Genomic DNA, 17,989 nt, shown 5'->3' with positions numbered 1-17,989 from the left:
GGCCTATTCCGCCTCTCTCGGCGCGCGCAGCGAGCCGACATCGCCAGCCCTGACCTCGGCCCCGCCATTCAGGACCAAAATGGTCTCGCCCTCCTCCACCCGGGCTTCGACGATCTCGGAATAGGCCGCCACCGGGTCTTCGCCGATCACCTCGCCCTGCGACAGGCTGAGCAGCGAAAAGCTGTAGAGACCCGGGGAAAACGGCTGGCCAAAGGCATCCACCCCGGCCCATTCGACCGGCTGATCCGACACCGGAAGCTCGATCCGATCTCGCTCGGCCCCGGCACTGTCGCGCACCACCAGCACGGTTCTTTGCGCCCCGCTGGCCGGTTCGGGGTGCAGCGAAATCGGCCGGTTGTCGAACCAGACCGGCGCGGCGGCGCGCGCCTCCATCCCGACCCAGCCGGCCAGGTCGGTCATTCCCATCGCGCCAAGCTGCTTGCCCAGCGCCGACAGCAGGTCGTTGGTCTTGACCTGCTGCTCGACCCCGGAAAAGGTGGCAAGCTGAACCGCGTAATCGGTGCTCTCGATCGGGTTCATCGGGTCCTGGTTCTGCATCTGGACGGTCAGCATTTTCAGGAACGTCTCGAAATCCGACGAGATCATCTGCCCCGCGGACGGGGCCGGCGTCGCCGCGCTGGCGGGGGTGATCTGTGGGGTGTTGGCAGTGGCGATTTCCATCGCGGTCTCCTTGGTCAAATCCTGATGTCGATCCCGGCGCGCGGGCCAAGCGGGACCGGCGCGGGTGTCATGGCGGCTTCAGCGGCGATATCGGCGGGCAGCGTTGGCGGCTCGCCGCCGGGCGGGGTCATCGCGGCGCCGGGCTGTGCGCCACCGCCCCCCGGCGATCCATGCTGGAAACTGAACCCGACCGAACCATGCCCCAGCCGCCGCAACTCCTCGGCGAACAAGTCGATATGCCGCCGGATCAGGTCGAGCGTCTCGGGCCGGTCGGCCTGCAACGTCACGGCGAGAGCGCCGTGTTCCGAGCTCATCGAAATCCGCAATCGGCCCAGCTCTTCGGGCTGAAGCGTCACGTCCAATGAACGCGAGCCTCCCTGAGTCACGGTTTGGGCAATCTGAACCGCAACGCCGCGAGCCAGATCAGGGGCATTGGCGGGCGACACGAAGTCACCACGCCCGCCCGCCGCGCGCGGCGAGACCTCGGCGCCGGGCGGCGAGATGCCCTCTGCAAGGTCCGGTTCGAGGGCGGGTGACGGTTGCGAACCGGCCTCCGCCGGCGTTGCGGAACTGGCCTGTTTCGGGATCTGCCCCGCGGCGGTGGGCGATGACGCCGTGCGCCCAACCTGAGCTTCGGGCGTCTGGGCAGGGGCGTTGACCTCGCGGGATGCCGGGGCGCCCGGCAACGGCGTGACGTTCGGTGTCCCCGGCGATGCGGACCCTGCCGCAGGATGGGGGGCAGGCACGCTGGTCTGCGTGCCCTCACGAGGTGCTGCGGATGCGACCGGTGGCACCCGTTGCAGGGGCTTTTCGCCGGGTGGCGCGTCAGCGCGCGGTGCGGTTTCCCCTGCTGCGACGGGCGGTTGCGGATACTCGCCGGGCTGTGTGGTCGCCGGCGACGAAACAGTCGGTTTCGCAGGCCCGCCGACGACGGCCTGAGGCGTTTGCAAAGCCGAACCATCGGGAGCGGTGGCAAGCCGCGACGGGCTGGCCGAAAACGGGATCTCCACTGTGCGCGCGGTCGACACCGGGCGGCCCGGCACACCCGGCTCTCCCTCCCGGCCGCCATCTGCTTTGCGCGTCATAACGCCGCCCGGGCCGGTTTCCCGTGTCTCGGTCTTTCCCGCGCCACCCGGCAGCCCCGGTCCGGGGTGAGCAGGCGTCGAGAGGTCGGGCGTCCGCGCGGTCTGGGACTGACCAGACTCCAGTCGCGCGCCGTGTGCGATCGCTCGTGCCGCGTCCGCTGCGTGATGACCTGCCACCGTGCGAACCGGGGCGAATACATCCGTGGGCGGTGCCGCCGAAATGCCTGGCGCCGCGGATTCGGTCGCGACAGAGCCGCGTGACGCATTCACGAATTGGCCCCCCGCACCGCTGCCCTTCTCGTGGGCGCGCGGTGCGGGTATCTCGGCGCGATCCGGTGCCGCCGCAACCAATGTGGGTGGTATCGGCTCAGCCGCCGCCTCGCTCTCCCGTTGCGCCAGGTCAGGCGCCGGTAGAAACGCCGCCGATTCATCCTGCGCAGCCGGGTCTGCCGGATGGTCGACCGAGCTGGGCGGTTCGTCCGGCGTTTTCGCCCCCCGCGCCGGGATCGCGTCACGAGCGTTGATTGCGCTTGCGGATGCGCCTTGCAGGACCTCGCCCGTCCGTGGCCCGGCCGGCGATGTCACCGGCCAGACTGCGTTGACAAAAGACCCGACAGCGCGAAAGCCCGCCGACCCATCCGGCATCGTCGCTTTGCCAGCCTGTTTGCCCGTCGACGGTTCGAGCCCAACCGACAAACTGCCCGCGGTTGGGGGCGCCACCAGGTCCGCCATCGCGAGAACGAAAACACCGCCCAACCCCTGCCCCGGATCAGGCTGCGCCACGCCGGCAGCCACGCCGGCAAGGACTGGGGCCGCGCAAGGGCTGGGTGCGGATACTGGAAATTGCATGATCATCCCGGGTTTTCTGACGCCGATTTCCGCACTTTGGCGCAGAACAATTACCGAATCTTTACCGGCGCGCGCCAAGATGGCCGAAAGCGCATCGAATTGGACCGAATCGAATGACCCCTGTCTCCCTCACGCTGGCCACCCCGCAGGCCCCAGCGACCGGACCCGATCCCCTGATGGCCGCCGCCCGCGAGCTCGAGGCGACTTTTCTGGCCGAAATGTTCGCATCCGCGCAACTCGGCGCCGCGCCAAAAGCCTTCGGCGGCGGCCCGGGTGAGGAGCAGTTTGCATCGTTTCTGCGACTGGAACAGGCCCGTGGCATGGTCGCCGCGGGGGGAATCGGCCTGGCCGAATCACTCTTCGAGGCGATGAAGGAACGTTCGCATGGGGCGGACTGACACGGGCACGAATCGTGATGCGCTGGAAGACCTGCTGGAGCGGGAGCGGACGCTGATCCTTGCTGGCGATTTCGACGGGCTCATGCGGCTGACCCGCGAAAAGGACGCGGGTTTCGCCGGCCTTCGCGCGCAGCCCGAAGATGCCGCCGCGCTCGACCGGATTCGCGCGTCCGCGCGGCGCAACCAGAGCCTGCTGAACGCGGCGGCGCGCGGATTTCGCGCGGCGCAGGAGCGGCTGGCGGCACTGGAGCGCCCTGGGGCGGCCCTGCGCACCTACGGGCGCGATGGCGCGCCACGCGATCTCACCCGGCAGCCGTCCGGCCTGATCCGGCGCGCCTGAGCGACCGCATCGAATTCGCCTAAAATCCGCGATATCCGACCCGTTCGAATTCACCCTTCCTTCAGCACTGGTCGCGCAGGGTGCAGTCGCATCCTGAGGGGGTGGCGCGGACGGCGACCGATCCGCAGAGGTCAGAACGGCCCTGAACCAGCCCCGAACCGGGCGGACCGCTCACCAGGCGCAAAATGGCGCCTTACGACTGAAGGAACTGAAACATGTCCAGTATTCTCACCAATTCCAGCGCGATGGTCGCGCTCCAGACGCTCAAGTCGATCAACTCGAACCTCGCCAAGACGCAAAGCGAAATCTCGACCGGCAAGGCCGTGGCCAGCGCCAAGGACAATTCCGCCGTCTGGGCGATTTCCAAGGTGATGGAGGCCGACGTGAACGGCTTCACCGCGATCTCCGACAGCTTGTCGCTGGGCGAATCGACAGTCGCGGTGGCCCGCCAGGCAACCGAAACCGTCACCGACCTTCTTACCCAGATGAAGGGCAAGATCGTCGCCGCGCAGGAAGAAAACGTCGACCGCGAAAAGATCCAGACCGACATCGCCGCCTTGCGCAACCAGATCGCCTCGGTCGTGGGCGCAGCCCAGTTCAACGGGCTGAACATGGTGCAGGGCAGTGATGACGTGAACATCCTCTCCTCGCTTGACCGCGCCTCGGACGGCAGCGTCACCGCCTCGAACATCACCGTCGCGCGCCAGGACATGACCACCGGCCAAGGCACCTTCGGCACCGGCGCATCGCTGGCCGCGAACGGCACCGCATCCGCCGCCGCCGTCGCCAATACCGCCAACACCGCGATCGTGAGCGTGGGCAACACCTGGGCCAACAATGATGTCGCCAACCTGACCGTCGCGGGCGTGGAGCTTGCCTATACGTTCCAGACCGGCGACAGCGTCAGCGATGTTGCCGCCTATTTCGAAGGCGCGATCAACGGTCTCGGCCTCGAGGGGATTTCCGCCTCGAGCTCCGGCGGCGACCTGACCATCAGCACGACCCGTGCCTTCGAGGAGGTCGCCATCGCGACGGCCGAAACCACGGCAGGCGACGGCGACGTGCTGATCACCACGCTGAATGGCACCGGCTCGCTCTCGCTGACATCGGGCGATATCGCCGAACGCGCCGAGAGCATCGCGTTCTCGACATCGGCCGCGGTCAACGAAGGCGACAGCTACAAGGTCACAATCGGCTCGGCCTCCTACGACTATATCGCCGGGGCCGGCGAATCCATGGAGGACGTGGCCAAGGGGTTGAAGATCGCCGTCGATTCGGCTGGCAATGCGGACCTCACCACGCGGGTGGTACAGGACAGCACGACCGGCGCCTGGTCTCTCAAGGTCGACAACAACGGCAGCTCGGCGGCATTCTCGCTGTCCGGCAACGCCGATGGCGAGGCGTCGGGCGGCCTGTTCGGGCTTTCCAGCATCGACGTCACGACCTCGGCCGGTGCGACCGCCGCGCTCGACAACATCGAGACCTTCATCGACAACGCGATCGACGCATCCGCCTCGTTCGGTTCGGCCCAGGGCAGGATCGAGACCCAGAACGACTTCATCGGCAAGCTCACCGATTCGCTGAAAAGCGGGATCGGATCGCTGGTCGATGCGGACATGGAGGCGGCTTCGGCCCGCTTGCAGGCGCTCCAGGTGCAGCAGCAGCTGGGCACCCAGGCGCTTTCCATCGCCAACCAAGCGCCGCAGAACATCCTGTCGCTGTTCCGATAGGGCGCCCGGGCGGGGCGCCGCTCCGGCGCCTCGCCATCCCCACCCATCCCCACATTCCAGCGATAGGATAACCCGTGACCGCTCTTTCCATGGCCAAAACGGCCTATGCCGCCAACAAGACCCCGATCCGCACGACGCGCGGCACCGAATACGACGCCTTCGCGCTCGTCACCCACCGCCTGCGGACCGCCGAAGCGCGCGGGCGGCCGGGTTTCGCCGACCTCGCCCAGGCCCTTCACGCCAATCGCCGGCTCTGGACCATGCTGGCCGCCGATGTCGCCGAAGACGGCAACGCCCTGCCACCCGGGTTGCGCGCGCAGATCTTCTACCTCGCCGAGTTCACGACCCAGCACAGCCGCAAGGTCCTGCGCGGCGACGACACCGCCGAGGCGCTGGTCGACATCAACACCGCCATCATGCGCGGGCTGCGCACGAGCGGAGTGGCCGCATGACCGGCCTGGTTCTGAAACTCGGCCCGAAGGAACGGGTCCTGATCAACGGTGCGGTGATCGAGAACGGCGACAGGCGCTCGCGGCTCTCTATCGTCTCGCCCAACGCCAACATCCTGCGCCTTCGCGATGCCATCCACCCCGAGGAGGTGACGACGCCGGTGCGCCGCGTGTGCTACATCGCGCAGCTTGTCCTGTCCGGCGACGCCGACAAGGACGAGGCCCGCCTGCAACTCCTGCGCGGGATCGAACAACTCAGCCAGGTGCTGACCGACCACGACAGCCGGTCCCGGCTGACCGAAGCGACCGAGGCGGTGGTGGGCGGCCAGGTCTACCAAGCGCTCAAGGCCCTGCGCGCGCTTCTGCCGCGCGAAGAACGGCTGTTCGCCGCCGCACCGGCCCGGGCCTGAGCCATGGGTTTCCAACCGATCGTTCCCTTCGGCGGCATGGCCGGTTGGGCATTTCTGCAACGCACCCGCGCTGCACAGGCGGCAGCCCACGAGGCCACCCCGGCGATCTCGCGCGACACCGCCTATTTCGCCGAGAAGATCGGCAGCATCGACAGTGCCGCCGATCTTGTCGGCGACTACCGCCTGCTCAAGGTCGCGCTTGGCGCCTTCGGGCTGGACGACGACCTGCCGAACAAGGCCTTCATCCGCCAGGTGCTCGAGGGCGGGTCCATCGCCCCCGACAGCCTGGCCAATCGAATGGTCGACAAACGCTACCTCGCGATGACCAAGGCGTTCGGCTTCGACCTTGGCACACCGCGCACCAGGCTCAGCGATTTTGCGGACGAGATTCTGTCATCCTATCGCGGCCGGCAGTTTGAAATCGCGGTTGGCGAGCAGAACCCTGACATGCGCCTTGCGATGTCGCTGCCCCGGGATCTGGGCACCATCGTCGAATCCGACAACACCGCCGACGGGCGCTGGTTCGCCGTCATGGGAAACGAGCCGTTGCGAAAGGTGTTCGAAACCGCGCTTGGCCTGCCGTCAAGCCTGGCGATACTCGACATCGACCGTCAGCTCGGCGTTTTCCGCGAGCGGGCCGCGGCGGTGTTCGGCTCTGGCGAGGTCAGCCAGTTTGCCGACCCCGACCGGCTCGAAGACTTGAACCGGCTGTTCCTCATGCGCGCCCAGATCGCGGACGGCGGCGCAAGCATGTCCCCCGGCGCGGTGGCCCTGACACTGCTGCAATCCATCTAGCCGGTGCTGTCATCGGCGCCCTCTTCGTTTCGGGCGCTTTCTGACGCAAGACAGGCGGCCAGCCGGCGGAAACTGGCAGCGCTGTCCTCGCGTTCGTCCTGGGCCAGGAACGCATCGAGCGCCGGCCAGCTTTCGATCGCCGCATCGAGCGCGGGATCCGAACCGGCGGCATAAAGCCCGGCGCGGATCATCATCTCCGAGCGGTCGTAGGCCCCAAGCCGGCGCCGCGCCTCGCCGATCAGCGTGTTTTCCGCAGCATTCGCGGCATCCGGCAGCGCCCGCGACACCGACCGCAGCAGGTCGATGGCGGGAAACCGGCCGCGTTCGGCGATCTTCCGGTCAAGCACGACATGCCCGTCGAGCACCCCGCGCAGAATGTCGGACACGGGCTCCTCCATGTCCGAACCGGCCACCAGGACCGAAAACACCGCCGTTATGTCACCGCCTGAGCCGGCCCCCGGCCCGGCCCGCTCGCACAACGTGGTGATCTGGTGCGCGGTCGAGGGCGGGAAGCCGCGCAGGCTGCCCCCCTCGCCGGCGGCAAGTGCGATCTCGCGATGGGCCTCGGCGAACCGCGTCACCGAATCGGCCAGCAACAAAACGTGTCGGCCCTGGTCGCGGAAGTGTTCGGCCACCGCCATCGCCGTCCAGCCGCAGCGCCGGCGCACCAAGGGCGACTGGTCCGACGTGGCCGCCACCACCACCGCGCGCGCCATGCCGGCGGTCCCGAGCACCCGCTCGATGAATTCGCGCACCTCGCGCCCGCGCTCACCGATCAGGGCGATGACGACGACATCGGCATGAACCCCGCGGGCAAGTTTCGCCAGCAAAGTCGACTTGCCCACACCCGACCCGGCGAACAGCCCGATGCGCTGCCCGCGCACGATCGGCAACATGGTGTTGAACACCGCCAGCCCGGTTTCGAGCCGCGTGCCCAGCACCCGCCGTTCGGTCGGGTTCACCGGCTGGCCGCGCAACGCCCGCGCATCGCGCCCGCGCAACAGCGGCCGCCCGTCGAGCGGTTCGCCCATCGGATCGATCACCCGGCCGATCCAGCCATCGTCCGGCGCGATCTGGCTGGTCCCGACCAGGGCCACCTCCGCCCCGATCCGAAGCCCCTCGACATCGCCATCGGGCAGGACGCAGACCAGGTCTTCCGCAAGGCTCAGAACCTCGCCGCGCCGCCCATCGCCGCCGATCGTCACCATGTCGCCATGGCCCGCGACATGCGACAGGCCCGTGACCTCGATGGTGCCGCGCCCGATCCGCACCACGCGCCCGATATCGCGCGCGACCGGAATTGCGGCCACCTCGGCGACCAGATTTTCAAATCCGAACTGTTTCATCCTGCCCTCCCGGCCTTGGTGAAACCGTTTATAAACGAATCAGAGTTAAGCCTTGGTTGAACGCAATCGAGGCAGAAACCCGATGTTCGAAAAACTGGAAGTCCTTCAACTGGCGCAGGGCCTGGCGCGATACGGTGCCGCGCGTCAGGCGGCCATCGCCGAAAACGTGGCCAACGTTGATACGCCGGGCTACCGCGCCCGCGACCTGGCGCCATTCTCCGAGGTGTTTCGCACCGGCGGCGACGCAATGCGTGCCACCCGATCCGGGCACATTGCCGGTGCAAGCGGCAGCGCCGAGCTGACCGCGCGCGAGGTTCAGCGCCCCGGCGCGGCCTCGCCCGATGGCAACACCGTCACCCTTGAAACCGAGATGTTCGCCGCCGCCGAGGCCAAGCGCGACCACGACAGGGCGCTGGCGATCTATCGCTCGACGATGTCGGTCCTGCGCGCCGCCGTCTCGGGCCGAGCATAGGAGGCAGGACCATGAGCGACCTTCTCTCCTCCGTCCGCGCGGCGACCAGCGGCATGGCCAGCCAGGCCGCGCGACTCAGGCATGTGTCGGAGAACATCGCCAACACCGACACGCCGGGATACCGGCGCAAGATCGTCGCCTTCGAGCAGGTGCTGGAGCACGGGCGCGCAACCGGCCGGGTCGAACCCGGTCCGGTGCGGCTCGACCCCGGCGCGCTGCCGCGGATCTACGACCCCACGCATCCGATGGCGGACGAAACCGGTCACTACGATGGATCGAACGTCGATCTGGTGATCGAAATCGCTGACGCGCGCGAAGCGCAGCGCAGCTACGAGGCGAACCTCAAGATGTTCGAGCAGGCGCGCGACATGGGCCGCAGCCTGCTCGAACTGCTTCGCAGATAGGAGGGTCCGGAATGGACGTCAAATCCGCCCTGGCGACACAAGGCTATGCGGCCACCCGCCCGGCCACCGCGCCAAAGGCGCAGCCGGACGGGGCAGGCGCGGCATTCGGCAACCTCGCCGGTGACTTCGCCGCGACCCTGAAACAGGGCGAGGACATCGCCCAGGCGGCGATGACCGGCGGGGCCGATCCGCACGCGCTGGTGATGGCGCTGGCGCAGTCCGAACTGGCGGTCGAAACCGCCGTGACGGTGCGAAACAAGGTCGTCGAGGCCTACCAGGAAATCCTGCGGATGCCGGTGTAATGATGGGGGAAATCGTCTTTTTCGACACCATGCGCGCGGGACTGTGGAACGCGGTGATCATCTCGCTGCCGATCCTGTCGGTGGCGCTGGTCGCGGGTGTCGCGGTCGGGCTGTTTCAGGCGCTGACCTCGATCCAGGAAATGACCCTGACCTTCGTGCCCAAACTGGCGGCGATCCTGGCGGTGTTCTGGGTCTCGATGGGCTTCATGTCCTCGACCCTGACCGGGTTTTTCCAGGACACCATCATCCCCCTGATCGCGGCAAGCTGACATGGACGCGGCGCTTTACACCACCCTCACCCGCCAGTCCGGCCTGATGTCCGAGATGGAGGCGGTCGCCCACAATATCGCCAACGCCTCGACCACAGGCTACCGGCGCCAGGGCGTGATCTTTTCGGAATTCGTGGCCGCGCTGGGCAATGGCGACCCGTCGCTGTCGATGGCGCTGGGCAATGTCCGCGACACCCGGCTGGACCAGGCACCACTGGCCCAGACCGGCGGCACCTTCGACCTCGCCATCGAGGGCGATGGGTTTTTCATGGTCGAGGGGCCGGAAGGCCCACTTCTGACCCGCGCGGGCAGTTTCACACCATCGGAGACCGGCGAACTGGTCACGCTGGACGGGTTGCGCCTGCTGGATGCCGGCGGCGCGCCGGTGTTCGTGCCGCCAGATGCGCGCGCCGTCGCCGTTGCCGCCGATGGCACCATGTCCGCCGACGGTCGCCCGCTGACCGAGATCGGGCTTTACCTGCCCGCCGACCCGACCGACCTCAGCCACCGCGACGGCGTGCGCTTCGAGGCTCCCGGCGGCGCCCTGCCGGTGATCGAGGGCGCGCGCATCCTGCAAGGGTTTCTTGAGAAATCGAATGTGGATCCGATCGCCGAAGTCACCCGGATGATCGAAATCCAACGCGCCTACGAACAGGGCCAGACCTTTCTCGACCGCGAGGATGAGCGCATCCGCGGCGTGATCCGGTCGCTTGGCCGCTAACCGAAGGAGGCCGCTATGCGTGCCCTGAATATCGCCGCCACCGGGATGCTGGCCCAGCAGATGCGGGTCGAGACGATCTCGAACAACCTCGCCAACATGTCGACCACCGGCTACAACGCCCGCCGCGCCGAGTTTGCCGACCTGCATTATCAACAACTGACGCGCGCCGGCACGATCAACGCCGCCGACGGCACCGTGCTGCCGACCGGCGTGCAGCTTGGCCTTGGCGTGCGCCCGGCAGCGGTCACGATGATGATCCAGCAGGGCGCGCTCGACCAGACCGGCGGCGATCTTGACATCGCCATCGAAGGGCGCGGCTATCTCGAGGTCACGCTGCCCTCGGGCGCGTCGGGGTTCACCCGCGATGGCGGGTTGAAACGCACCGGCGACGGGCTGATCGTGACCTCGGACGGCTACCCGGTGGTGCCCGACATCACCGTTCCCTCCGACGTGCGCGCAATCTCGATCAACGCCGACGGCGAGGTCTATGCCTATTTCAACGACGAGGTCGAGGCGCAGCTTCTGGGCCAGTTCACACTGGCGCAGTTCACCAACGAAAAGGGGCTCGAGGCGATCGGATCGAACACCTTCCGCGAAACCGCGGCCTCGGGTCCGCCGCTGGTCGGCGTGCCGGGCGAGGACGGACTGGGCGCGCTTCGCCAGGGCTATCTCGAGCAAAGCTCGGTCGACGCGGTGCGCGAAATCACCGAACTGATCGAGGCCCAGCGCGGCTATGAGCTGAACTCCAAGGTCATCACCGCCGCCGACCAGATGCTCGCCGCCGCAACGCAGGTGCGCTGATGTTGCGTCTCGCCTTTCTCGTCGCGCTGGCCATCGCCCCGCCCGCCACGGCCGAAACCGTGCTGGCTGCCCGCACCATCCGGGCGCAGGCAATCCTGGCGCCCGGCGATGTCACGCTGGCCGCCCACGAGGTGCCCGGCACCTATGTCGCCATCGACGAGGCCGTCGGGCTGGAGGCCCGCGTGGTGCTCTATGCCGGCCGCCCGATCCGCATCGAGGATCTCGGCCCGCCCGCAATCGTCGAGCGCAACCAGATCGTCACGCTGATCTATCGCACCGGCGGCCTGGCCATCGCCGCCGAGGGCCGGGCGCTGGCGCGCGCCGGGATCGGCGACCGGCTGCGGGTGATGAACCTCGCCTCGCGCCACACCGTGTCCGGTCATGTCCGCGCCGACGGCACCGTTTCGGTCGGCCCGCTTTCCCCTTCATTGCTGCCCCAGGAGTAACCCCATATGCGTCTTCGCACCCCTTTCATCGCCATCGCGGCCCTGATCGTCACGCTTTCCGGCTGCGGCGACCGGCTGGAAAACATCGGCCGCCCCCCGGCCCTGACCGGCATCGAGGGCACGCGCGAGGCCGCGGCGATGAACACCCTGCCGCTGCCTCACGACATCACCGCGCGCGCCGCCGCCGATGACGCCTCGCTCTGGACCGGCGGACGGCGCTCGCTTCTGGGGGATCGCAGGGCGCAGGCGGCGGGCGACATCCTGACGGTGGTGATCGAGATCGACGACGAGGCCGAGTTCTCCAACATGACCGAACGTGGTCGGTCGGGGTCCGAGAAGATGACCATCGCCGCCTTCCTCGGCCTGCCGCAACTGGGCCCCTTCGCCAATGTCGCGCTTGATCCCGGCGTCGCGGTCACCTCGACCGGCGCCAGTGCGGGCGACGGCACCACGCGGCGCAACGAGGAACTGACGCTCCGGGTTGCCGCCACGGTGGTCGGCACGCTGCCCAACGGCGTGTTGCAGATCCAGGGCAGCCAGGAAGTGCGGGTCAACAACGAACTGCGCGAATTGCTGGTCACCGGCTACGTCCGGCCCGAGGATATTTCCCGTCAGAACGAGATTCCCTACGACAAGATCGCGTCGGCACGGATTTCCTACGGCGGGCGCGGGCAGATCACCGACATGCAGCAGCCGCGCTACGGTCAGCAGCTGACCGACATCGTCCTGCCGTTCTGAGCGCATGATGGCCAAGCTGCTTCCCCTTATCCTCGCCCTCCTCGGCCTTGCCGCCGGGGGGGGTGCCGGCTTCCTGCTGCGCCCCGACCCGGCACCGCCGTTGGCTGACGCGGTCAATCCCTGTGGCGACGCAACCGCGCCTGTCGCCGCCCTGCCCGTGGACAGCGGCCATGGCGACGAAGGCACCGGCGGCACGGATTTCGTAAAGATAAACAACCAGTTCGTCATCCCCGTGGTGCACGACACCGACATCGCCGCGCTGGTCGTGATGTCCCTGAGCCTCGAGGTGGTGTCGGGCCAGACCGAAGCGATCTATCAGCGTGAACCGAAACTGCGGGATGTCTTCCTCCAGGTCCTGTTCGACCATGCCAATGCGGGTGGTTTCGACGGCGTGTTCACCCAGCTCGGCCGGATGGACAGCCTGCGCGCTGCCCTGACCGAGGTGGCGCAGGGCGCCGTCGGGCCGCAAGTCGTGGATGTGCTGATTACCGACCTCGCCCGCCAGGATCTCTGAAGCTAGCGCGCGTCGGTGAACAGCCGCCGCTGCGCGCGCTGCTTCTGCTCGGCCTCTCCCAGTTGCTCAAGACCCGAGATCGCCTCGACCCGCCCGAAGGCGCGCCGGGTCACGACCCTTTGCGCTTCACGCCGCGCGGCGGCATCGGCCAACGCGCCCATCAACGCGCGCCGCCGCGCCGCGACCCAGTCAAGCCACGGTCCGTCGCGCCCGGCCATGCGCGCACAATCGGCATCTTGCGGTTCCGCGAGTTGCCCCGCCCGCGCGCGCACGTCCCGATCCAGGTCAGCAATCGCCGCCCGCAGGCCGGCAACCTCGTCGCTGATACGCCGCAACCGCGCAAGTTCGGCGTCGAGGATCAACTGCGTCACCTCCGCCATCCCTGCCAGTTCCGTGGTCATCGCGGTGCCGGCCCGGATATGCGGCCGGTCCGTGCCCGCATCTTCTGCCGCATCGCCTCGGCAAATCGGATCGCCGCGGCGATCTGCTGGTAATGCTCCGGCCTGATCTCCTCGCCGACCCCGACGCTGGCATGGATCGCCCGCGCGCACGGCGGATCGCGATGGATCGGCACGCCGGCCTCGGCCGCGACCTCGCGGATGCGCGCGGCGATCTCGTCCACGCCTTTCGCCACGCAGATCGGCGCGGCCCCCGGCGCGCGGCTCCATTTCAGGGCCACGGCGTAATGCGTCGGGTTCACCACGACCACGTCGGCTTCGGGCACATCCGCGAGCATCCGGTTCATCGCGATGTCATAACCGCGCTGCCGTCGCTGCTGTTTCATGTGCGGGTCGCCCTCGGCCTGCTTGGCCTCGTCCATCATTTCCTTGCGCGACATCCTGTGGCGGCGCAGATGCTCGTGGCGCTGCCACAGGAAATCGACGGCACCGATTGCCAGCGCGATCAGCACGACCAGCGACAGGAACTGCACGCAAAGATCGAGCAGAACCGCCGTCGCCATCGCCGGCGACAGCGCCAGCGTCCCGACCACCTCGGGCATCCGGCGCCACAGAAACACGCCAAGCACGGCGGAATAGACCGTGAGCTTGAAGAAACTCTTGGCGAACTCGAACAGTCCGGAGCGCCCGAACTTGTTCTTGGCATTGGACAAAAGGCCGATCCGGCTTGCCTTGGGTTTCAGTTTCTCGGGCGCGACAACGAAACTGCGCTGCACCACGACCGACACGATTGCCAGGGCCGCCGGCACCAGAAGCCACGGGGCCAACCCACCGGCGATACCCGCCAGGATCGTGCCAAGGATCGGCCAGTGCCCGCCGGAAAACAGGTCCGCCGACAGGCTGTCGGGCCGCGCGATCAGCCCGGTCAGGACGGCGCCAAGCCCGGTCAGCAGCGGGCCGCCGACCGACAGCGCCACCACCAGGAACCCGCCGTAGCTGGCCGCGGCGGTCAGGTCGGCCGAGCGCGGCACCTCGCCCTTGCGGCGCGCGTCATCGAGCTTTTTCTGCGTCGGTTCATATTGTTTGTCTTCGTCCTGACCCTCGGCCATCACGGCGCTCCGAACGGATCGGCCAGGACCACGAGCAGCCCGTCGCCCCACAGCCCGATCAGAAGCGGCGCGACCAGGAACAACAGCAATAGCCCGCCCGCGGTGATCGCCGGTGCCCCGACGAAGGCGACCATGAGTTGCGGCATCGCCCGGTTGATCACCCCAAGCGCCAGGTTGTAGACCAGCGAGGCGACGACGAATGGCGCGGCCAGCGTGAAGGCCAGCGCAAAGGCCCGCCCGACATGGGCGCGGCCCCAGGCGGTGAACAGGTCGGCCCCGGGCAGCACCCCGGGACGAAAGGCGTCATAGGACTGGACCAGCACTTCGGTCAGCCGCACGTGCAGCCCCAGCATCACCGCCAGCGCCAGCCCGGCGACCATCAGCACATGGCCCATCGCCGGCTGTGGATCGACATTCGCGCCGCCGAAAATCTGCGCCAGCGAGGTCGATTGCGCGGCGATCGACCCGGCCATCTGCAGGACCAGCACGAACAGGCGGATTACCACGCCGATGGCCAGCCCGGCCAGGGTTTCGGTCAGGACGAACCGGCCCCAGTTGCCGCCGGACATGACCGGCTCGACCACCGGCGCAACCGCCGGGGCGACGATCACGGTGAACGCCAGTGCGAGCATGAGGCGCACCCGTTCGGGCACCGAGCGTTCGCCGAAGGCCGGAAACAGCGCCATCGCCGCGCCCACCCGCAGGAACACAACGAAGCCCAGCGCCAGCCAGTCCTGACCCAGTTCCGCCAGCGCCGTTGCCGCCGCCGTCATGCCGGTACCAGGCCGACCAGCGCCGGGCGCGCATCCGTGCCGATTTCCTCGAAGGAAAACACCGGGTTGGCCAACCCCTTGGCGGTCAGGACGGTGCGCAGGAAACGGCGGCGGCGGGTCGAGGTGACGAGCGCGGGATAGACGCCCTTCTCGCCCGCCTTGGCGATCCGGTCGGCAATACCCGAGGCCAGCCTGTTGAACGCCTCCGGCGGCAGCGCGATGTCCTGCGGCCCGCCATCGCCACCCACTTGGTAGGCGGTGAAGGTCTCTTCCCACTCCGGGGCAAGCTGCACCAGCGGCAGCGTCCCGTCCTCGCGCCTGATCTCGGCGATCAACTGGAACCCGAGCCGCTGGCGCACGTGTTCGCAGATCGCCTCCGGTCCGGCCTGGCCCTGTCGGGCCTCGGCGATGGCCTCGAGGATGGCTGGCAGGTTTCGGACCGACACGCGTTCGTCCAGCAACAGACGCAGCACCGACAGCAGCAGGTCGACCGGCACCTTGTCGGGCACCAGTTCGTCGAGCAACCGGCGGTTGGCCTCGGCCCGGGCCGGGTCGGAGAGGTTGGTGAATTCGTCGAGCAACCGTCGCAGCGCCTTGAGGCTGAGAAGGCGTGCGAAATTCTGTTTCATCACCTCAAGAAGGTGCGTGGCCAGAACCTCGGTCGGGGTTACCACCGTGGCGCCCTGCAAGGCTGCGTCTTCCTGCATTTCCGCGGCGATCCACCGGGCCGGGGCGCGGTAGACCGGCTCTTCTACATCATCACCGGGCGGCAGTTCGGCCTCGGCCCCGCCAAGAATGGCAAGCACCCGGGCCGGTTGCAGCCTGTCGCGCGCCTGTTCGACCCCCTGCACGCGCACGACGTAATGTCCCTGCGGCAGCGACGGGTCGTCGGTCAGCCGGATCTCGGGCAGGATCAGGCCATAGACGCTGGCCACATGCGTGCGCATGTTGGCGATACGCGCGTCCAGTCCGGTGGCCGGGTCAAGCACAAGGGTCACCAGGTCGGTCGCGAATTCGACGTGGATATCGTCAAGATCGAGCACATCTCCGAGCGAGTCGCGCGGCTTGGTCTCGGCCGGATGCGCGTCGGCGACCGCACGCGCCGCATCCGCAGCCTTTGTCTTGCGATGCACCCACCAGGCCGCCCCGCCCAACCCGATGGCGCCCGCCAAGAAAGGCACGAACGGCAGGCCGGGCACCAGGGCGAACAGGGCCAGCAGCACCGCCACCGTCGTCAGCGCCGGCGGGTAGCGGCCAAGCTGCGCGAACAGCGCCAGATCGGTCGGGCCGGTCGCGCCGCCGCGCGCCAGGAGCAACGCCGAAGCGATCGAGATGATCACAGCGGGTATCTGGCTGACCAGACCATCGCCGACCGTCAGGATCGCATAGGTCTCGAACGCCCGGCCAAGGTCCATGTCATGAATCGCGACCCCCATGATCAGGCCCATCACGATGTTGAGCAGCGTGATCAGAAGCCCGGCGATGGCATCGCCCTTGACGAATTTCGACGCCCCGTCGAGCGACCCGAAAAACGTGGTTTCCGCCTGTTCGCGTTCGCGTCTTGCCTTGGCCTCGTCATGGCCGATCGCGCCCGACGCCACATCCGCGTCGATCGCCAGCTGCTTGCCCGGCATCGCGTCGAGCGCAAAGCGCGCGCCCACTTCGGCCATCCGGCCGGCACCCTTGGTGATCACGATGAAATTGACGATCAGCAGAACGCCGAACACCACCAGGCCCAGGAAAATGCTGCCCGACATCACGAAATTGGCGAAGCCCTCGATCACGTTGCCCGCCGCGGAGGTGCCGGAATGGCCCTCGCCGATGATCAGCTTGGTCGAGGACACGTTAAGCGACAGCCGCAGCATCAGCGAGGCCAGCAGCACGGTCGGAAAGGCCGAGAAATCCAGCGGCCGCTCGATGAACAGGGTCACCGTGAACATCAGGATCGCCAGCGCAAATGACGCGGCAAGACCGATGTCGAGCACCCAGGCCGGCATCGGCAGGATCATCATCACGATCACCGCCATCAGAGCCAGGGCCAGCAGGATCGTGGGGCGGAACATCTGCGCCAGAACCGGTTTCATCGCACCGCCCTAGCCCGCGCCATCGCGCGCGAACAAACTGCCGGATGCCCCACGCGCATCCAGCGGAACCAGCGAGCCGATCGCGGCATCCCCACCGGCCTGAAGCAGCGGAAAGGTGTTGACCCGTGCGTGCGACGGGGGCGCGGCGCCGCCGCCCGTCCCGCCCGCGATCGCGGTCACCCGCAGCGGAAGAGCATCCTCGGCCAGAAACATCGCGCGATAGGACGCGAACCGGGCGCGATAGCGTTCGGCGTGGTCGGGCGTGCGCGAATGGTAGGCACCGGCGGCAAGCTCCCAATCGCCGGTTTCGGCAAAGAGCTGTTGCAGGAAACCAGCCGCGTAGAGCGCATTGGCAGCCGGGTCGAACATCTGGTCGATCGTGGCGAAAGCCTCGTGGTGCCATTTGTAGTTGATCTGGAAGCACCCGATATCGAAACTGCGCGCGCCCAGGTCATGATGCGCCGTGGCATAGGCGAGTGCCGCGGTCCGGTCATCGAACCACATGCCCTTGCCTTCCATGTTCACCGTCCATGGCCAGGGCCGGGCGATGCCGTCGCGGGTGCGGCCGGTTTCGGTCAGCGTGATCGCCTTCATCACCGATATCGGCACACCGGTCCGTGCCGAGGCCAGGGTCGCGGCCTGATCGCAGATGACCGCTTGATCCAACGCCGGCTCGGTTGCCGCCATGATTGGCCCGTTGACCGCGATCTGTGCGAACGCCACGGCCACGGCAACCCTCGCGGTGCGCCCCGCACGCTTTGCGGCGCGTGACCACCTGCTCGGATTGGTCCGACGAAACCAGATCATGGGCGATTTCAGCTCCTCGCGCCGCCGCATTCTTGCGGTCGCCTCCCAGTCTAGAGCCCAGGTATTGA

Annotated in this window: 23 protein-coding genes; 15 read left to right on the top strand and 8 right to left on the bottom strand. The window is 67.8% G+C overall.

Features of this window, described 5'->3' with window-relative positions; translation table 11 throughout:
- Positions 1 to 3: 3 nt before the first annotated feature.
- Positions 4 to 681: a flagellar hook capping FlgD N-terminal domain-containing protein gene (locus FVF75_RS16860; protein ID WP_148379947.1), complete on the bottom strand. Its 678-nt coding sequence runs from the start codon at positions 679 to 681 to the stop codon at positions 4 to 6.
- A 14-nt stretch (positions 682 to 695) separates the two neighbouring features.
- Positions 696 to 1,766 (bottom strand): flagellar hook-length control protein FliK, encoded by a 1,071-nt coding sequence (locus tag FVF75_RS17890; protein ID WP_281289633.1) that lies wholly within the window; start codon positions 1,764 to 1,766, stop codon positions 696 to 698.
- A gap of 962 nt (positions 1,767 to 2,728) precedes the next feature.
- Between FVF75_RS17890 and FVF75_RS16850 the strand changes: the two genes are divergently transcribed.
- The 6 genes from FVF75_RS16850 (at position 2,729) to FVF75_RS16825 (ending at position 6,737) form a co-directional block, all read left to right on the top strand.
- Positions 2,729 to 3,013, top strand: coding sequence for a rod-binding protein (locus FVF75_RS16850; protein ID WP_148379945.1), 285 nt, complete (start codon positions 2,729 to 2,731; stop codon positions 3,011 to 3,013).
- On the top strand, positions 3,000 to 3,353 hold the full coding sequence (locus tag FVF75_RS16845; RefSeq protein ID WP_148379944.1) for a flagellar biosynthesis protein FlgN: 354 nt from the start codon (positions 3,000 to 3,002) through the stop codon (positions 3,351 to 3,353). The genes FVF75_RS16850 and FVF75_RS16845 overlap by 14 nt, the downstream gene beginning before the upstream one ends.
- A 215-nt stretch (positions 3,354 to 3,568) precedes the next feature.
- Positions 3,569 to 5,083 (top strand): flagellin, encoded by a 1,515-nt coding sequence (locus tag FVF75_RS16840; RefSeq protein ID WP_148379943.1) that lies wholly within the window; start codon positions 3,569 to 3,571, stop codon positions 5,081 to 5,083.
- 89 nt (positions 5,084 to 5,172) lie between these two features.
- Positions 5,173 to 5,535 carry a flagellar biosynthesis regulator FlaF gene (flaF, locus tag FVF75_RS16835; RefSeq protein WP_246138123.1) on the top strand — a complete coding sequence of 121 codons (363 nt, stop codon included), beginning with the start codon at positions 5,173 to 5,175 and terminating at the stop codon, positions 5,533 to 5,535.
- Entirely contained in the window at positions 5,532 to 5,942 is a 411-nt protein-coding gene (gene flbT, locus FVF75_RS16830; protein WP_148379941.1) for a flagellar biosynthesis repressor FlbT, read from the top strand. Before flaF ends, flbT begins: the two co-directional genes overlap by 4 nt.
- A 3-nt stretch (positions 5,943 to 5,945) precedes the next feature.
- Entirely contained in the window at positions 5,946 to 6,737 is a 792-nt protein-coding gene (locus FVF75_RS16825) for a DUF1217 domain-containing protein (protein WP_148379940.1), read from the top strand.
- Here FVF75_RS16825 and FVF75_RS16820 read toward each other — a convergent pair.
- Positions 6,734 to 8,083 carry a FliI/YscN family ATPase gene (locus tag FVF75_RS16820; protein WP_148379939.1) on the bottom strand — a complete coding sequence of 450 codons (1,350 nt, stop codon included), beginning with the start codon at positions 8,081 to 8,083 and terminating at the stop codon, positions 6,734 to 6,736. The two genes, FVF75_RS16825 and FVF75_RS16820, sit on opposite strands and share 4 nt — an antisense overlap.
- 82 nt (positions 8,084 to 8,165) lie before the next feature.
- On the opposite strand from FVF75_RS16820, the gene FVF75_RS16815 reads away from it, so the two are divergent.
- From FVF75_RS16815 to FVF75_RS16775, 9 genes are read left to right on the top strand one after another with little or no spacing between them, the layout of a single operon-like run.
- The gene (locus FVF75_RS16815; RefSeq protein WP_148379938.1) at positions 8,166 to 8,555 is read left to right on the top strand and encodes a FlgB family protein; all 390 of its coding nucleotides are present in this window, start codon (positions 8,166 to 8,168) and stop codon (positions 8,553 to 8,555) included.
- Positions 8,556 to 8,566: 11 nt separating this feature from the next.
- Entirely contained in the window at positions 8,567 to 8,959 is a 393-nt protein-coding gene (gene flgC / locus FVF75_RS16810) for a flagellar basal body rod protein FlgC (RefSeq protein WP_148379937.1), read from the top strand.
- An 11-nt stretch (positions 8,960 to 8,970) separates the two neighbouring features.
- Positions 8,971 to 9,261, top strand: coding sequence for a flagellar hook-basal body complex protein FliE (gene fliE / locus FVF75_RS16805; protein WP_148379936.1), 291 nt, complete (start codon positions 8,971 to 8,973; stop codon positions 9,259 to 9,261).
- Entirely contained in the window at positions 9,261 to 9,530 is a 270-nt protein-coding gene (locus FVF75_RS16800) for a flagellar biosynthetic protein FliQ (protein WP_148379935.1), read from the top strand. Before fliE ends, FVF75_RS16800 begins: the two co-directional genes overlap by 1 nt.
- A 1-nt stretch (position 9,531) precedes the next feature.
- Positions 9,532 to 10,251, top strand: a complete 720-nt coding sequence (locus FVF75_RS16795; RefSeq protein WP_148379934.1) for a flagellar hook-basal body complex protein — start codon at positions 9,532 to 9,534, stop codon at positions 10,249 to 10,251.
- Between the two features lie 15 nt (positions 10,252 to 10,266).
- A complete protein-coding gene (flgG, locus tag FVF75_RS16790; protein ID WP_148379933.1) occupies positions 10,267 to 11,052 on the top strand; it encodes a flagellar basal-body rod protein FlgG in 786 nt (261 codons plus the stop codon).
- Positions 11,052 to 11,498: a flagellar basal body P-ring formation chaperone FlgA gene (gene flgA / locus FVF75_RS16785; protein WP_148379932.1), complete on the top strand. Its 447-nt coding sequence runs from the start codon at positions 11,052 to 11,054 to the stop codon at positions 11,496 to 11,498. The genes flgG and flgA overlap by 1 nt, the downstream gene beginning before the upstream one ends.
- A 6-nt stretch (positions 11,499 to 11,504) precedes the next feature.
- Positions 11,505 to 12,236: a flagellar basal body L-ring protein FlgH gene (gene flgH, locus FVF75_RS16780; protein WP_148379931.1), complete on the top strand. Its 732-nt coding sequence runs from the start codon at positions 11,505 to 11,507 to the stop codon at positions 12,234 to 12,236.
- 7 nt (positions 12,237 to 12,243) lie between these two features.
- Positions 12,244 to 12,750: a flagellar basal body-associated FliL family protein gene (locus tag FVF75_RS16775; protein WP_342779825.1), complete on the top strand. Its 507-nt coding sequence runs from the start codon at positions 12,244 to 12,246 to the stop codon at positions 12,748 to 12,750.
- Positions 12,751 to 12,752: 2 nt separating this feature from the next.
- Here the strand turns inward: FVF75_RS16775 and FVF75_RS16770 are convergent, their stop codons facing one another.
- From FVF75_RS16770 to FVF75_RS16750, 5 genes are read right to left on the bottom strand one after another with little or no spacing between them, the layout of a single operon-like run.
- Complete coding sequence (locus tag FVF75_RS16770; RefSeq protein ID WP_148379929.1) at positions 12,753 to 13,151, bottom strand: hypothetical protein; 399 nt, start codon at positions 13,149 to 13,151, stop codon at positions 12,753 to 12,755.
- Positions 13,148 to 14,257, bottom strand: coding sequence for an EscU/YscU/HrcU family type III secretion system export apparatus switch protein (locus tag FVF75_RS16765; RefSeq protein WP_148379928.1), 1,110 nt, complete (start codon positions 14,255 to 14,257; stop codon positions 13,148 to 13,150). Before FVF75_RS16765 ends, FVF75_RS16770 begins: the two co-directional genes overlap by 4 nt.
- Positions 14,257 to 15,030, bottom strand: a complete 774-nt coding sequence (locus tag FVF75_RS16760) for a flagellar biosynthetic protein FliR (RefSeq protein WP_148379927.1) — start codon at positions 15,028 to 15,030, stop codon at positions 14,257 to 14,259. The genes FVF75_RS16765 and FVF75_RS16760 overlap by 1 nt, the downstream gene beginning before the upstream one ends.
- On the bottom strand, positions 15,027 to 17,114 hold the full coding sequence (flhA, locus tag FVF75_RS16755; protein ID WP_148379926.1) for a flagellar biosynthesis protein FlhA: 2,088 nt from the start codon (positions 17,112 to 17,114) through the stop codon (positions 15,027 to 15,029). Before flhA ends, FVF75_RS16760 begins: the two co-directional genes overlap by 4 nt.
- Positions 17,115 to 17,123: 9 nt before the next feature.
- The gene (locus FVF75_RS16750; RefSeq protein ID WP_246138122.1) at positions 17,124 to 17,837 is read right to left on the bottom strand and encodes a transglycosylase SLT domain-containing protein; all 714 of its coding nucleotides are present in this window, start codon (positions 17,835 to 17,837) and stop codon (positions 17,124 to 17,126) included.
- Positions 17,838 to 17,989 lie beyond the last annotated feature (152 nt).

It is taken from the genome of Maritimibacter fusiformis (assembly GCF_008086115.1).
GTDB classification, from domain to species: domain Bacteria; phylum Pseudomonadota; class Alphaproteobacteria; order Rhodobacterales; family Rhodobacteraceae; genus Muriiphilus; species Muriiphilus fusiformis.
This window is presented reverse-complemented; position numbering and strand designations above follow the sequence as displayed.